Origin of the sequence: Thermovirga lienii (assembly GCF_036847465.1) — a bacterium.
GTDB lineage: Bacteria > Synergistota > Synergistia > Synergistales > Thermovirgaceae > Thermovirga > Thermovirga lienii.
This window is the reverse complement of sequence record NZ_DAITZW010000003.1, coordinates 1-15,093: the sequence shown is the minus strand read 5'-3', so window position 1 is coordinate 15,093 and position 15,093 is coordinate 1. Positions and strand designations below refer to the sequence as shown.

At 46.3% G+C, this 15,093-nt stretch carries 14 protein-coding genes and 3 tRNA genes; 2 read left to right on the top strand and 15 right to left on the bottom strand.

The annotated features are described in order from the left end of the window. Positions 1 to 16: 16 nt before the first annotated feature. The 12 genes from V7Z69_RS01960 to V7Z69_RS01905 are packed head-to-tail and all read right to left on the bottom strand — an operon-like array spanning position 17 to position 12,664. Positions 17 to 904: a cell division protein FtsX gene (locus V7Z69_RS01960; RefSeq protein ID WP_334138239.1), complete on the bottom strand. Its 888-nt coding sequence runs from the start codon at positions 902 to 904 to the stop codon at positions 17 to 19. Next, complete coding sequence (locus V7Z69_RS01955) at positions 891 to 1,586, bottom strand: cell division ATP-binding protein FtsE (RefSeq protein ID WP_334138237.1); 696 nt, start codon at positions 1,584 to 1,586, stop codon at positions 891 to 893. The genes V7Z69_RS01960 and V7Z69_RS01955 overlap by 14 nt, the downstream gene beginning before the upstream one ends. Positions 1,587 to 1,588: 2 nt before the next feature. Then, a complete protein-coding gene (locus V7Z69_RS01950) occupies positions 1,589 to 2,533 on the bottom strand; it encodes a transketolase family protein (protein ID WP_334138235.1) in 945 nt (314 codons plus the stop codon). Next, on the bottom strand, positions 2,526 to 3,389 hold the full coding sequence (locus V7Z69_RS01945) for a transketolase (protein ID WP_334138233.1): 864 nt from the start codon (positions 3,387 to 3,389) through the stop codon (positions 2,526 to 2,528). Before V7Z69_RS01945 ends, V7Z69_RS01950 begins: the two co-directional genes overlap by 8 nt. 6 nt (positions 3,390 to 3,395) lie before the next feature. Continuing rightward, complete coding sequence (gene csaB, locus V7Z69_RS01940) at positions 3,396 to 4,421, bottom strand: polysaccharide pyruvyl transferase CsaB (protein WP_014163518.1); 1,026 nt, start codon at positions 4,419 to 4,421, stop codon at positions 3,396 to 3,398. Next, entirely contained in the window at positions 4,418 to 6,325 is a 1,908-nt protein-coding gene (locus tag V7Z69_RS01935) for a DUF5693 family protein (protein WP_014163519.1), read from the bottom strand. Before V7Z69_RS01935 ends, csaB begins: the two co-directional genes overlap by 4 nt. Continuing rightward, a complete protein-coding gene (locus V7Z69_RS01930) occupies positions 6,322 to 6,930 on the bottom strand; it encodes a Maf family protein (RefSeq protein WP_334138232.1) in 609 nt (202 codons plus the stop codon). Before V7Z69_RS01930 ends, V7Z69_RS01935 begins: the two co-directional genes overlap by 4 nt. After that, complete coding sequence (locus tag V7Z69_RS01925; protein WP_014163521.1) at positions 6,915 to 7,157, bottom strand: DUF4321 domain-containing protein; 243 nt, start codon at positions 7,155 to 7,157, stop codon at positions 6,915 to 6,917. The genes V7Z69_RS01930 and V7Z69_RS01925 overlap by 16 nt, the downstream gene beginning before the upstream one ends. Positions 7,158 to 7,163: 6 nt before the next feature. Then, on the bottom strand, positions 7,164 to 7,967 hold the full coding sequence (locus V7Z69_RS01920) for an undecaprenyl-diphosphate phosphatase (RefSeq protein WP_334138229.1): 804 nt from the start codon (positions 7,965 to 7,967) through the stop codon (positions 7,164 to 7,166). 3 nt (positions 7,968 to 7,970) lie between these two features. Continuing rightward, the gene (locus V7Z69_RS01915) at positions 7,971 to 9,587 is read right to left on the bottom strand and encodes a Na/Pi cotransporter family protein (RefSeq protein WP_334138227.1); all 1,617 of its coding nucleotides are present in this window, start codon (positions 9,585 to 9,587) and stop codon (positions 7,971 to 7,973) included. A gap of 36 nt (positions 9,588 to 9,623) precedes the next feature. Next, complete coding sequence (locus V7Z69_RS01910; protein WP_334138224.1) at positions 9,624 to 11,348, bottom strand: ribonuclease J; 1,725 nt, start codon at positions 11,346 to 11,348, stop codon at positions 9,624 to 9,626. A 29-nt stretch (positions 11,349 to 11,377) separates the two neighbouring features. Continuing rightward, entirely contained in the window at positions 11,378 to 12,664 is a 1,287-nt protein-coding gene (locus V7Z69_RS01905) for a class II fructose-bisphosphate aldolase (protein WP_334138222.1), read from the bottom strand. 180 nt (positions 12,665 to 12,844) lie between these two features. Between V7Z69_RS01905 and V7Z69_RS01900 the strand changes: the two genes are divergently transcribed. Together V7Z69_RS01900 and V7Z69_RS01895 are read left to right on the top strand one after the other, a co-directional pair. Next, positions 12,845 to 12,919, top strand: a tRNA-Gln gene (locus V7Z69_RS01900). Between the two features lie 9 nt (positions 12,920 to 12,928). Continuing rightward, positions 12,929 to 13,004, top strand: a tRNA-Glu gene (locus V7Z69_RS01895). A 63-nt stretch (positions 13,005 to 13,067) separates the two neighbouring features. Here V7Z69_RS01895 and V7Z69_RS01890 read toward each other — a convergent pair. The 3 genes from V7Z69_RS01890 to V7Z69_RS01880 all read right to left on the bottom strand — a co-directional run bounded on the left by V7Z69_RS01890 (position 13,068) and on the right by V7Z69_RS01880 (position 14,978). Continuing rightward, positions 13,068 to 14,240 carry an RtcB family protein gene (locus tag V7Z69_RS01890; protein WP_334138220.1) on the bottom strand — a complete coding sequence of 391 codons (1,173 nt, stop codon included), beginning with the start codon at positions 14,238 to 14,240 and terminating at the stop codon, positions 13,068 to 13,070. 31 nt (positions 14,241 to 14,271) lie between these two features. Beyond that, on the bottom strand, positions 14,272 to 14,682 hold the full coding sequence (gene speD, locus V7Z69_RS01885) for an adenosylmethionine decarboxylase (RefSeq protein WP_014163526.1): 411 nt from the start codon (positions 14,680 to 14,682) through the stop codon (positions 14,272 to 14,274). Positions 14,683 to 14,903: 221 nt separating this feature from the next. After that, positions 14,904 to 14,978: transfer RNA gene (locus V7Z69_RS01880), tRNA-Ala, on the bottom strand. Between the last annotated feature and the right edge of the window lie 115 nt (positions 14,979 to 15,093).

Genomic DNA, 15,093 nt, shown 5'->3' with positions numbered 1-15,093 from the left:
TCCAAGATCTCCCCAACTACCGAGGCTTCATAGCGCGCCTAACAAACTTGGAAACGGCCAGCCAACTGCAAATCCATCCCACGGTCAAACCTCCACCGACCAATAAAAACCATAAATCCATAACTACAGATTGGTCAGTCATAAAATTTAAAAAGGGCATGCTTGCCATCAACGCACTAACAACTCGCTCGTATGAAAAATACACACCTGCTCCTGCCAGTAAAGCCCCAAAAGAGCTTATAAGGGATCCATGTAGAACGAAAGGGAATGCCACAAAACCCGGGGTTGCACCTATTAGCAGCATGATTTCGATTTCCTCTCTCCTCGCATATACCCCTATTCTTATAGTATTGAAAACGACCAACGCCCCCACGGCCAAGGCGATAACAAGCACCCCAAAGGAAAACCTTGACACGAACGCAGACAGAGTCTCCAACCTTCTTGCCAACTCTCCTGCGTACACTATGTCCTCAACCTCCTCCATCGATAATAGCTCTCTGGCCACAACAGGAACGGCACTGGCATCTTTCAGCCTTATTTCTACGCTCGGAGGAAGGGGATTGTCGTCTAGCAAGGTCACAACATCGGCTTGGTTGCCCAACCTGGCTCTAAGTTCTTCAAGAGCTTTATCAGGAGTAACTATCTTTACTGAATCGACGCATTCCAAATTGCCAATTTTTTCCGCCACGGCCTGTGCAGAAGATTTGTCTTTGGTAACATAGGCAGTAATCATGAGGTTATTCTCTATACCCGCCACAATGTTTCTAATGTTCATTACAAACAAGATGCTGCAGCTGATCAAGAAAAAAACTGCCACCGTCGTAACCAGAGTCAAAAAACTCAAAGTAACGTTTCTCGTCATAAGTCGGAACGCATCTCGGAGAATGTATTTAAAAGTCGTCATCTATCTCGAACCTTCCTTTTCTCTCATCTCTTATAATGCGCCCACCTCTCAAACTAATGACCCTCTGCCTGAATTCATCCACGATATATTGGTTATGGGTAGCCACCACCAGGGTGGTGCCCGTAGCGTTTATGGATAACAATATTTTCATTATTTCCTCGGCAGTCTGCAAATCCAGGTTACCAGTAGGTTCATCGGCCAATAATATGCTTGGACAATTTATAGTAGCTCTAGCTATGGCAAGCCTTTGTTGCTCCCCTCCAGAAAGTTGTTCAGGGTATAGAAAGCGCCTACGCCACAGGCCCATTTTATCCAAAATCTCGTTCGTCCTCTCCTCGATGAGGTCTCTGGGCATTCCTATGGCTTCTTGGACAAAAGTGAGGTTCTCGTATGCGGTAAGGTGGGGCAACAAACGAAAATCTTGGAACACTACTCCTATCTCTCTCCTATAGTACGCAAGATCCGTCATGCCCAATTTTCTCAGGTCCGTTCCTCCTACCAGGACCCTACCCTTGGTGGGCACGACCTCCCTGGTTATTAGGCGCATCAGCGTAGTCTTTCCCGAACCTGTTGGACCTACCAAGTAAACAAAGTCTCCTTGGGGAATTGTGATGGTTATATTCCTAAGGGCCAGTATATCAGGAGGAAACTGCTTGACCACGCCTTCTATTTTTATCTCCATGCTTACCTCCTTCTCAAAGCCCAAACTTGCGCAGCGGCTCCTACTATCTCTCTGTAAGTCAGCCCATAATACTCCTGGAGCTCCCTTGCCGTACCACTTTGCCCATATCTATCGGACACGCCAACCAATCTTATAGGTACCGGATATTCCTCACTTACAACTCTTGCAACGGCTTCACCTAATCCTCCAATAATGTTGTGTTCCTCTGCGATCACACAACACCCTGTCCTCCTTATAGATGCCAGAATTTGTTGTTTAGGAAGGGGTTTAATGCAGTAACAATCCATAACCTCTGCGTTTATGCCCTGACTGCCAAGGATCTCCGCTGCTTTTAGCGCCTCGGGGACCATGATGCCACAGGCACATATGGTTACTCCATCTCCAGGCCTCAACAGCTTGGCTTCTCCTACGGGGAAATCGTCGTTTCCCGCTTCGTAGATTTTTTGTGTGGGTTCCCGTCCCACCCGCAAATATGCCGGCCCTTCTATTTCAGCCAAATGAAAAGTCAAAGCCTTCGCTGAGTTGAAATCCGATGCGACAAAAACTTTCATGTTGGGAAGACTCCTCATGAGGGCGATGTCCTCGGTCATTTGATGAGTAATGCCATCTTCTCCCACGGTTATACCTCCGTGGGTCCCTACTAACTTGACGTTCAAGTTAGGCATGGCGATACAAGTCCGTATCTGGTCGTACGCTCTGGTAGTAAGGAATGCAGCGAAAGAGCTGACAAAAGGAAGCTCACCACATAAAGCCATTCCGGAAGCAACCAACACTGCCTCCTGCTCTGCTATCCCCACGTTGAAAAACCTCTCGCTGAAAGCTTTTCTGAAACCTTCAGTGCGTGTTGAAGTCGCAACATCTGCGTCCACTACAACTACGTCGTCTCTGATGCGCCCCAACTCGCATAGGGCTTCGCCGAATCCATCGCGGGTACTCTTCCTATCCACCTTGCTCTTCCCCTTCTCTGAAATAGGTTCTATCCAGCTCCTCCAATTCCCTGAGGGCCTCCTCCATCAAAAGACGAGACATGGGCTCTGTAGGGCTCAAAACCCCCTCCTCTATCTTCTTCAATCCCTTGCCTGGAATGGTCCTGGCAAGTATTGCACAGGGTGCCCCCTTACAGGCAAAAACTGCCTTGAAGACTCTCGCCAATTCCTTCAGGTCATGCCCATCGCATTGGTAGGCTTTCCATCCAAATGATTCCAGCTTATCCTGCAACGGCTCCAAATTATTTATACTCTCGGTCTTTCCTTCCATTTGATAACCATTGACATCCACGATCGCAATAAGGTTGTCGAGCTTGTAGTGGTTTGCGTTCATCACAGACTCCCAAACAGCACCTTCCTGGAATTCTCCATCCCCCAACAAACAAAACACTCTGCTAGTCAAACGCCTGAGCCTCAAAGAAAGAGCCATCCCCACAGAGATGCCTAACCCCATACCCAGAGACCCACTAGGAGCATCTATCCCAGGAGTCCTACGGTATTCAGGGTGCCCCTGAAGCATAGCTCCAAGCCTCCTGTAGCTCCAAAGCTCTTCTCTGTCGAAAAAACCCAACCTCGCCAGGACTGCGTAGAGGGCTGGGCATGCGTGTCCTTTGCTGAAGACAAAACGATCCCGTTCCTTCCAATAGGGTTTTTGGGGGTTAAACTTCATTACTTCCCAATATAAGTAAACTAGTATCTCCACTATGGAAAGAGAGGATGCCAAGTGAGCAGCATTGGCAACTCCTATAGTTCTAACTACGTCCTTTCTGATTTCCAGCGCCGTTTTTTTAAGAAAGTCTTCTCGTTCTTTTTCCATTCGGACTCACCCTATCATTTGGTTCAGAGCTTTAGTCATTAAAGCTTCGATATTGTCTTTTGCGGACACTAGCTTGTTCCTTATTGTAGCATCTTCCTTAGGTAAAACTCTAAGAGGTCTTCCTCGTTCCCAAATGGGCAACCCCCATTCTGCGGCAAACTCCCTTACTTTTGGGTCATAAGGTATGGCAGTAGGGGAAAAACCCGACATAAGAGATAAAACACAAAAGTGAAGACGCATTCCAACTGCCATCTCGCCGGACCCCATAACTTCCAAAACATCATCCAACGTAGCAATTCTCTTTATTTCTCGGAAGGCAATGATACCCTCTCTATGGATTTCCTCCATACAAAGCCTATCCTCCTCAGAGAGAGCAACTCCAATTACACTTAAACCTCTTTCTCTAGCAAAGCTACTAACCGCCTCGGCACCCTGCCTTTCCAAAACACCATTCCACGGTCTAAAATTTACCAAAAGCCTATTGTTGTCAATAGGCATAGAGGCAGTAAGCATACGTTCGTTCCACAAATATATGACAGGATCTGGAATCTTATAACCTACAATGCCCCTATCTCTTATCCACGTCAAAGCCTTCTGGTCTCTTACAGCCACAAAATCACATGCCTTGTAAGCCCTTGTAGTCAGGTATGCAGATAACTTTCTTTTAAGAGGTCCAATGGAGTTTCCAAAAGCCCAAACATTGCAACCAGCTAGCTTGGCCATTCTTACCACAGCCCAATAGTACAGGCAAGAACGGAAACTGGTCACATCTTGAAACAATCCACCTCCGCCCAACAACAAGCTATCGGTACGTCTAAACACGCCCCACAGCGCTGCAGGATCATCTCGTCGTATTGATTTTATACCAAACCTTTTCTCGTAAAGATCCGGGGCCGAAGAGAGAATAACTATCTCGCTCCTTGCAACCCCCTGTTTCTCCAAGAGCTTAACCAAGGCCTCCGCAAGTAGTTCATCACCTAAATTTCCAAAACCGTAATACCCACAAAGGGCAACTTTAAATATCCTTTTCATTCTACCAATAAACTTCCCCAACGCTTCCACAAAGGTAACAACAAAAACCTGATGGCCACAATCGCCAAAATACCTATCAACAGTCCTCCCCATAAACCATTAAAAACCCTCAGTAAAGTAAAAGACAGATGAGTATGGAAGTGACAAAAGGTGTTTATCATGGAAGCAAATGCCAAAACCGCCCCAAGACGAAATATTTCTCTATACCTGGGCCAAAGATTACATCGCACTGTATAATACCAAATCGCCAAACAAGGGTATCCCACCAACAACTCTTTCGTCCTAGGTCGCGCGATTAGGACCTTTTCCAAAAGGTCCCTTGTGGCCTTCTCCCAGCCTGGAACCAATGAAACGTTGCCACTTCTTATGAGCATAACTCCGGCAGCTACCACCAAAAGGGCAAAAAGAACTATCTCTCCCCAAAGAGGTGGCCTGGACATGACTTCTTTCAATGATTCGGGGTGAATTCGTCTTCTCAGATCCAAGAGCAAAAGCAAAACAGGCGGGACAAGCAGTGTCAGCTTTACCCCCGAAAAAGCACTCATTCTCAGCATATACCATGTATTCCCAAAAACCGAAGCTATCACAAGCCCCACTGCTACTGAAACAAAAAAGCCCCGTAGTATTCTAGTTACAGGCCTGTCCCCTTCCTCCAAAGCAAGGTAAGCTCCTGCAAAGGCTCCAAAAGCTGCGGCAATTGCCCCATAAACCCTTAAAAGCAAGCCAACCTTGCTTAATGGAAGAGCAGAGATTAGAGCTAAGATAATGATCAAAAGAGCCGCCCTTCCACTTACGGTCGTACCCTCTATTGCAAAAAACCAAAGTAACAGCTGCCATGAAAGAGCATAAACAACTAAAGCTAAAGCGAAATATGAAAACAAACCAGTTTTAATCAACGGGTAAGTACTAGGCCAATCTATGCTAATACCCAAGTTCTGTAACCTGTTTTTTATCCTCTCCATCTCTCCAGCAGTACTGTCCAGGCTGGAGACAGAAAGTAACTCTGGGGGACGAAGGTAGAGCAACCTGACAGATCGCTCTCTTGCAGCCCTAACGAACCTATCTATAAGCACATCCCTGGAGAGCCTCCTGCTTATAATCTCCTCCTTTGTAACACTGTGCAGAGGTAAGATCATAGGGAAAAGAGCTCTTTCAAGTTGACTCGCGCCTATCTGTCTAGAAAACTCTATATCGGCAACAGCAATGGAGTGTTTTCTCAACACTGCGGCTACTGCATCAACGTCAGGAAATCCAGCTACCACTACTCCTCCTGGTACAATAGCCTTGATACCATGGAACCTATCTAAAAGCCAATCTAATGCTCGAGCCAAGTCATGACTTTTGACCTTTGGGGCGGAACCGGGCCTGTAAACTATGGGCAGACCTGTCTCTTGAGCCAACAAAAGGCCTGAAAAATCGGGTACTATCCCCGCATCAAAGGCCAAAGTTCTATCAAAGGGAAGGACCACTACAGTTCCACCTGGCACATCCAAAACTTCTGTCTTTGGGTATTTATTGCGCAAATACTCTAGAATAAGTGCCTTTATCTTTTGGTCTAACTCTTGGTTCAACATCAGCGCTGCCATTGAGGCCGTAGGGTAACTGAGGTTGGGGACAAAATCCAACGCTGTCCCGTACCCACATAGACTGTATCCTTGGGTTAAAGCTTCTCCTGTAAGCTCATTAACAGCAATTGCAGAAAGCCCCTTCTCTCTAAGCTCTGAGATCACCTGGGGAAAGGCTTTCCCCGATTCGTATGCCATCCCCACGATATCCTGGATTTCCAGGACCATACCAGCCGTGTTATGAGTTCTTTCAACGGCCAAGCGATTTTTAAGGCCTGGTACAGCAGCCAAAACCGATAGAAGAAGCAATAAAGCAAACAACGAAATCCTTTTGTTCATAACCCAGTCCTCCACTGCGCTTCTAAAGAGACACCAAGTTCTTCCAGCATCTTACTTAACCTAAAGAGAGGCAAACCCATAACGTTATAAAAACAACCTTCTATTCTTTCCACCAGTAATGCTCCTCTATCTTGAATTCCGTAAGCTCCAGCTTTATCAAAAGATTCTCCTAAGGCAACATAAGATTCTATATCTTCCTTGGTTAGGGAGCGGAACCAGACCTTTGTCCTTTCAGCGTCCACTAGACATCTGTTCTTGTAACACAAGGCGATGGCCGTCACTACTACGTGCTGCCGCCCAGCAAGTTGACTCAACATAGAGAACGCCTCTTCCCTATTTTGGGGCTTTCCTAAAACTCTGTTCTCCAAAACCACTACTGTATCCGCTGCTATTACTAAGGCATCAGGGTAATTCCTAGCAACATCCTCGGCTTTTCGTCTGGCGACATCCACAGCTCCTTCTTCTGGGGTCATCTCGGGAGGAAAATCTTCAGGTACGTTCGAAGGAACAACAGAGAAGGTCCAACCTAGACCTTGAAGAAGTTCCTTTCTCCTAGGAGATCCAGAGGCCAACACTATATGCATATCCCTTATCTCAAGAACCATACGCCCGCCAACGCTCCTATAAAGGTGCCTAAGTTTATCTTGAATGAGAGCGCAAATCGCAGATTTATAAACAGCAGGTCCAGCGAGCCAGTATCAAAGCCAACATCTACTATATTTTTAAAATACTTGGCAAGCACACCAAACCTACTCAGGAAAATGCCCAAAAAAGTCCCCAAAATAACCATCAACAGGAAAATAAGCCAACGGCCAGAACGACCACTCGCCATACAGCATCAAACTCCTTTCATCCCGACAAAAAGGCTTAAAACACCAACAACAAAACAGTAGACCGAAAAATATCGCCACTTGCCAAATATAACTACCCTTCTTAGAATGGCCAAAGCAAACATACCGCAGAGGAAAGCACTCAAAACTCCCCATATCCATCCCTTTGGAAGATTGGAAGCAAAAGCATCTATGGCACCAGCATCCAAGATCTCCAATATGACTGCACCACCTATTGCTGGCAGCGAGAGCATAAAAGAAAATCTAAAGGCCTCTTCCAGGGAAAACCCCCTTACTAAAGCCGTTACAATGGTTATTCCGGATCTGGAAATTCCAGGTATCACAGCTATTCCCTGGGCTAAACCACACAAAAAGCCAGATTTGAGGTCAGGCTTTATACGTGTTCCCTTCTTGCCGGATCCGTACCACAAAACCAAGCCCGTTATGATGAGCGCTATACCTACAAATGTAGGGGACTGGAACATATATGCCACCTTGTCTTTCATTAGGAGCGCCACAAAAACGGTTGCGACGTTGCCAACTATAACCGCCCATCCTGTCTTCCAGCCCCACGAATCCCTAAGGTCCCTCCTTGTAAACCCCCATAGCCATCCCTTCAAGGCTTCCCAGATGGACTTATAAAAAAAGCACACCGTTGCCAGCATTGTAGCAATATGAAGCAATATATCGAATGGTAAGGGATGTTCAGCAAAGCCAAGGAGACTCTGCGCCAAAACTAGGTGCCCAGAGCTTGATACTGGCAAAAACTCAGTAAATCCCTGTAGGGCTCCCAGTAAAACGGATTTGATCATATTTTACTCCTCGTTCCTGGCCTGCTCTATATCCTTAACCAGCAGCGCGACGTTGTGAGCATGGTCTCCAACCCTTTCCAGGTTGCTAAGTATATCCATGAAAACAACCGCAGCAGAAGGCTGACATACGCCCTCGTTCAATCTCTCAATGTGTCGTTTCCTCAGGTGCCTTTCCATCTTGTCTATCTCTACTTCCAGCCACAGGACCTTTTCCACCTTGCTCAAGTCAACGTTTTCAAGGGTTTCAACGGACAGGGTAACGGCATCCAAAACTATTTTCATCATATCCTTGAATTCTTTTATGGCCTGCTCCGAGAAAACAATTTTGTTTTCAATCTTGTACTCAAAAAGCTCTATCAGGTTCTCGGCGTGGTCACCTATACGCTCTAGATCCCCAATCCCGTTGACGTAAAAAGACAACGACTTAGATTGCACTGGAGGTAAGGCTTCCTGCATAAGTTCAGTAGAGTAGGCCGTTATTTCTCTAGTGAGCTCGTTGACACATCTTTCCGCTTGGAGCACCTGATTTATTACCTTGGCATCTTCCTCAATGAATGCCTTGAAGACGTCTTGCAACATGTCCTTAACCAAAAGGCCCAACCGTACCATTTCCTTCCTCACTGCCTCTACCGCAGCGACGGGAGAAGCAGTTATCAGGTTACGGTCCAAAAAACGAGGTCCCATCTGCATGACTTCCCCGGTGTCAGGTACCACTTTCCTGACAAATTTTTCAAACAACCCGGTAAAAGGCAAAAAGATCATGGTATTCATTACGTTGAACATGGTATGGGCATTAGCTATCTGCCTCGATATATCGTGGGATGACATTGCAACAATCTTAAGGAAGAAAGGTAATATGCTCAAAAATATGACGACACCAATTACTTTGAAGAACACGTGAGCAAACGCAGCTTGCTTGGCTGACCTGTTCAATCCCAACGATGCCAATACCGCAGTTATCGTGGTTCCTATGTTATCACCAAAAAGGATGGGAATCGCAGCTTCCAATGGAAGAAGCCCCTGAGATGCCATGGCCATTGTCAGACCTACAGTAGCAGAGCTTGACTGAACAACCATGGTAAGCGCAGTACCGGCAATAACCCCTAAGATGGGATTGTGAGAGAAAGCCAAAAACAACCCTTGATGATCCCTCAAGAAATACATGGCATGCTCCATGGTTTTCATTCCCACGAAAAGCAAACCAAACCCTACTATGCCGTTTCCTATATATTTTTGACGTTTCGTCTTACCAAAAACAGCGAAGACCATCCCTACGCCTATAAGCGGCATTGCAAAAGCAGAAATCTTGAAGGCGATTATCTGCGCGGTTATGGTAGTTCCTATTGCTGCCCCCATTATCACACCGATGGCCTGCTTAAGGGTCATGAGCCCTGCATGCACGAAGCTGGTGGCCATGACGGTGGTTGCACTACTGCTTTGAATTAGCATGGTGACCAAGGTACCCACCAAAACTCCTTTGAAAGGAGTGCTGGTCAAAGCTGCTATGAGCTTGCGCATCCGATCCCCAGCTAGATCCTGTAGCGCCTCGCCCATAATCTTAATGCCATATAGGAAAAGCCCCAAACCACCAAGCAAGTTGAAAATGACACTAGTAGACAAAACAATCTCCTCCTGGTTGCTGAATTTAGAAGATAATTACCTTTCCACGACAGAAATTAGTGGCAAAATTACAGGAGAGGACCTTGCGGCCACACCTAATCTTTTCAAAGACTCTTTTATGCGACTCTTCAGGATTGAGGACAAATAATCTTTATCCCCCGGTCTTTTACCCCTTGCCCTTTCAAGAGCTATCTTAATGACCTTTAAAAGCTCCTCTCGCAAAACAACGGCGTCCTTTATATGGATGAAGCCCATGGTCTCTATCACAGGATCCGCTAACAATCTCCCTTTATAATCAAGAACTACGGAGACCACCATCACCCCTTCCTCGGACAAGTCTTTTCTTTCTTTCAACAAACTTCCTTGCATCTCACCTATAGCCATACCGTCCACCAGAACACCCTCTGCCGGCGCTGCAGCTTTTTTAAGGCTGGCCTTGTGGGCGGTAATTCTTAAGATATCACCGTTTTGCATCAAAAAAATATTTTTCTTAGGTATGCCCATCTCCTGGGCAACATTCGCGTGCCTAACCAAGTGCCTGTACTCACCGTGGACAGGCACAAAATATCTGGGCTTCACAAGGCTCAACATCATCTTCAGTTCCTCTCTTGATGCGTGACCAGACACATGTACTTGCTGGTCCTTGTCGTAGACCACATCACAACCGCAGGAAAAAAGCTGATTTATGGTCCTGCTAACCAGCTTTTCATTTCCCGGAATGGGAGAGGCGAAGACAGCTACCACATCCTTGGAGTTCAACGTTATATGCCTATGTTCGCCCTTACTCATCAGCACCAACCCTGAAAAGGGTTCACCTTGGCTTCCTGTGGTGAACACCACCATCTTCTTTGCAGGCATTTTCTCTATGTCCTCGGCTTTCACAAAAAGGTCATCCTCAGCAGTAATATAGCCAAGCTCCCTTGCCAGCCTAACATTTTGAATCATGCTCCGGCCTACAAGGGCAACCTTCCTGTTGAAGGCCGCTGCAGCGTTGAAGACCAGTTGGGCCCTGTGCAGGTTGCTGGCGAAGGCTGCTATCACGATCCTTTTGTTCCTGTACTGGCGGAAAAGCCGTTCCAGGGTCGACCCTATAACACGCTCTGAAGGAGTAAAACCGCTCCTTTCCACATTAGTGGAATCGGACAGCATCAACAGTACGCCTTTTTTACCCAGCTCGGCAAAGGCTGCATAATCCGTCTCCTTTCCGTCCACAGGCGTGGGGTCCAGCTTGAAATCTCCTGTGTGTACCACTGTGCCCACAGGGGTTTCTATGGCGAGGCCTACACCATCGGGTATGGAATGACACACAGAAATCGTCTTAACTTTAAAGTTTTTACCTAATTTGAACACATCTCCTGCCTTGAACTCGTTCATCTGTAGCGGATAATCTGGAGCCACATCCAAGAATTTGTTTGCGACCATCCCCAGCGTTAGCTTTGTCCCGTATATAGGAACATCCAGCTTGGGCAAGATGAACGGCAAAGCACCTATGTGATCTTCGTGACCATGAGTCAAGATGAGACCTTTTATCTTTTCCTTCCGTTCAAATAAGTATGAGGCATCAGGAATGACAAAATCTATCCCCAGCATCTCATCATCAGGGAACATCAAACCGCAATCTACTACCATCATCTCATCCTCATACTCCAGGGCGAACATGTTGCGGCCTATTTGGCCAAGACCTCCCAATGGGACAAAAAGGAGCTCTCCATCCCTTGCGGTCCTTCGCCTCTTTTTGCCCCTACCGATTTTTTTCTCCATTAATTCACCTCCGAAAAAAACGCAAAAAATTAATCGGAATAATCCTTTCCTTCTAGTTTTCTTCTGTTAGGAGCTTTCTCCTGTGTGTAATCACTTCGATGAGACAGCACCTTCCTGCAGGGAGCGCAATTATGATCTTGCCTCTCCGACATTATTTCAAGGACCAGTTCTGCTGTTCCTTCGCAATTAAAGCAATCTATAAACCTTTCAGCCCACTCGGCAGTTTCCTCCACGATGGATTCTTTTACCTTTTCAGGCAAGGACATTATGGCATCATGGAAGGGCTTATTGGCTTTTTTGTAGTTGCCATCATTTCGAGAGTACCCTTGAGAATCAGCCCATTTTACAATTTCCTGCCACAGGTCTTGAGGTATTCCCCTGTTTGGATCTTTGACGAACTCACCGTTTTCTGTGATTGCGTTACCTGTTTCTGGGTCCATCACCAGGCCAAAGACTATGTTTTGCCAAAGGGTCCCTACATTACCCTTGTTTATACCGTACTTGGGGAACAAGGACACTTTGTCCAATGGAGTACCAGATATGCCATGCTGAGCTATGGAAACACCAAATTGGGATATAGCATCTGCTACCTCTTTTGTCCTTTCAAGATCTATGCCTTCCCTTTCTCCCTTAGTTGTATCGTATGTGCCGTGTTTGCTGCCATTGGATATGGCTAGATAATCTGGGAATATTCCCCAGGCGTTAAGCCCCCCAACCAGGAAAAGGGCTTCCTCAACCGTGGTCAATTCTCCTGGCCCCTTGATTTCTCCCACTTCTACTTCAAGGCCCAAATATGGAGGCACAGACATTGCCACATCTCGGGTGTAGCAAAAATTCTCCCAGTCTGGGTTATGGGAAGCGTCAACTGCGACAGAAGTCCACCCCTTTTCCACAATACGGCCTAGATGGGAAATAGCTTTTAAAAGGTCTTCCTTTGATTTAATTCCGTAGTGGTCCACGTGCAGACCAAATACAACCCCATGTCCAAGCTCTGCGGAATACTGAACGGCAAAATCAGGAACGTTCTCAAAAGTGCAACCACAGTAGGTTGCCTCTGATTTGGCTAGTTCCAACAAAACGGCAGCTCGTTTTTTCTTAGCTGCTTTCAAAACCCCTTTTATGGTAAGGGGGTTTCTTACGTTAGCCGCAAGTACTATGGCGCCTTTCCGCTTCGCTGCTTCCGCTATGTCTCTGCCACTGACCAAAGCAACTGGTTCATTTGAATATACAGCCTGAACATTTAAAGGCCTCTTGCTCAAGAGCTCTTTATATCCGGCTGACTCTATCTTAATCACAAAAAACACCCCCGCAGACATATGATCCTTACCAAGCCTTTATATTTTATAACACGAAAAGCCCATTAGAGCATGTCAAAACGTGTCTAAAGGCAAGACGAAAATTTTTATAGCAAAACGTGCAAAACGGACTTGCATAAAGTGCGAAGCCGTGATAATATAACCGGCGCCGTGGCGAGTTAACGTCATGGCTTCGCAAGTTGGGGGATCGTCTAATCGGCAGGACGCTTGACTCTGGATCAAGAAGTCGGGGTTCGAGTCCCTGTCCCCCAGCCAACTAATAGTGGCCCCATCGTCTAGCGGTCTAGGACTCAGGGTTCTCAGTCCTGCAACACGGGTTCGAATCCCGTTGGGGCTACCAAGAAATCAAGCGGTGTTCCTTTAGGAGCACCGCTTTTTTAATGGAACTTCCAGCATTTTGAAGCTACTCAGGAGCTTTGAGGTTGTAAACAGGTTTCAATATTTTTTCTATATCGACAGTTTCTTGAAGCTCCTCCTGTATGTCCTCCCAATTTTTATATGCCATGGGAGCCTCATCGATTGTGTCTTTACTTATTGAGGTCGAAAAAACTCCCTCCATGCTCTTCCTAAAAGTTTCCAGGGTTATCTGACCCCTTTCAAGCATCCTTTTCATCTCTTTTCGGCCATAAGCCCGACCTGCACCATGGGGGGCAGAATAATTAAACAATTCGTTACCCTTACCCAAGCCGATCACTACACCCTCTGCCATGTTAAGAGGAATTATGACCTTTTCACCCTTATGAGCAGAAATGGCGCCCTTCCTTACTATTCCGTCTTTTTGGCTTATGTAATTATGGACGCTTTGAATTAGTCTATCTTCGCGTAACATCTCACCCCAGTATCTCAAAATGATCGCCAAGATGGTAAAGCGATTCAATTCCGCATACCTTTGCGCCACGACAAGCCACTTCATGTATTCCGCTCCGCCCTCGTCCAAAGGCAAATACTCCAAGCCGGAGGGCAAATGCTCTGACCTTTTCCTACAGAACTTTTTGGCTTCTCTTTGGAAGAAATTGGCCACATCGTAACCAAAGTGCCTGCTTCCTGTATGTACCACTAGGTACAACTCTTTTGTTTGAGGATCTTGGTCTATCTCTATAAAGTGGTTACCTCCCCCCAAGGTACCATATTGGGACCACGGGGGAATCTTGGTTTTCTTCCCCATCTTGCCGCCATAAAAGTCAGTTTCCGCTTTTTCAGACAAACTTATCATCTCTTCGTAGAGAGCAGGGTACTCTCTACGCATAATGGCAAGAGCATTTTTGTCCTTATGATGCTTCATCCCAAGAGGAATCTTTGCCCTTATGTATCTGTCAAGATCTCCGAAATTCACATCATCTCTTTTAATCCCATTTAGGCACACCGCAGAAACGCCGCACCCAATATCCACTCCAACCACGTTGGGGATGACCCCACCTACGAACTTACCAGTGAAACCTATCACACATCCCGCTCCTGCATGACAATCAGGCATAATAGCCACCAACCCCTTCACCACGGGGTGGTGGCTTATGTCTTCTATTTGTTTCATTGTAATTTCGTCAACTTTTTTGGCATGAATCAACACATCTGCCATAATCAACACTCTTTTTTCGAAGGAGCAAATCTTATTTATCTTCTTTCAGGACTTCCTCCCATGTTATAAGGGAATGGTAAAATTCATGGTCTCCGTTGTCCTCCAAACCTCTAGTTATCTCCGTCACATGAGTATGCTTGGCTTCCACCATCTCGAGCACATAATCCACGGCCTTCTCCGGAAGACTTTCCGAACCACAGGTATAGATATCCAACGCTACGTAACCCACTTCGGGCCATGTATGAACAGAGAGATGAGACTCACTAATAACCACAACTCCACTAACTCCATTCGGCGGAAAACGGTGGAAAGACACAGCCCATATCTGAGCATTGGCTCTCCTGGCAGACTCAACTAATATTTCCTGCATCCTATCTACTTCTCCTATCACAGGAGAACAGCCTGAGGCTTCAACTATGAAATGAACTCCCTTAGGGTCCAATTCTCTCGCTCCTTTCTTTTCCCTGGTTACAGGATTATTCTTATCCTATTGAAGTGGTTCGCTGCTTTCGTAATATTATACATCCAACCTACGCTTTTGAGGGAAACAAATGGAGTGTCCACAAACCATAAACCGAGTCTCTACAATCAACTAAAAGATAACCCATTAGGCCGCTTTCGCATCTACTAGGGGAGCAGGAGAAGGGAACAAGACAATAAAAATGGTGGAGCGTGGGGGATTCGAACCCCCGACCCCTTGCATGCCATGCAAGTGCTCTCCCGCTGAGCTAACGCCCCACATAACGGCGAACATTATACGCAGGGACGGCTCAACTGTCAACATAAATGTTTCAGGTAAATGTAGATGAGCCTATATTTCGTTCCGTCTACTTTGGTAAAGTGAAAGAGATAA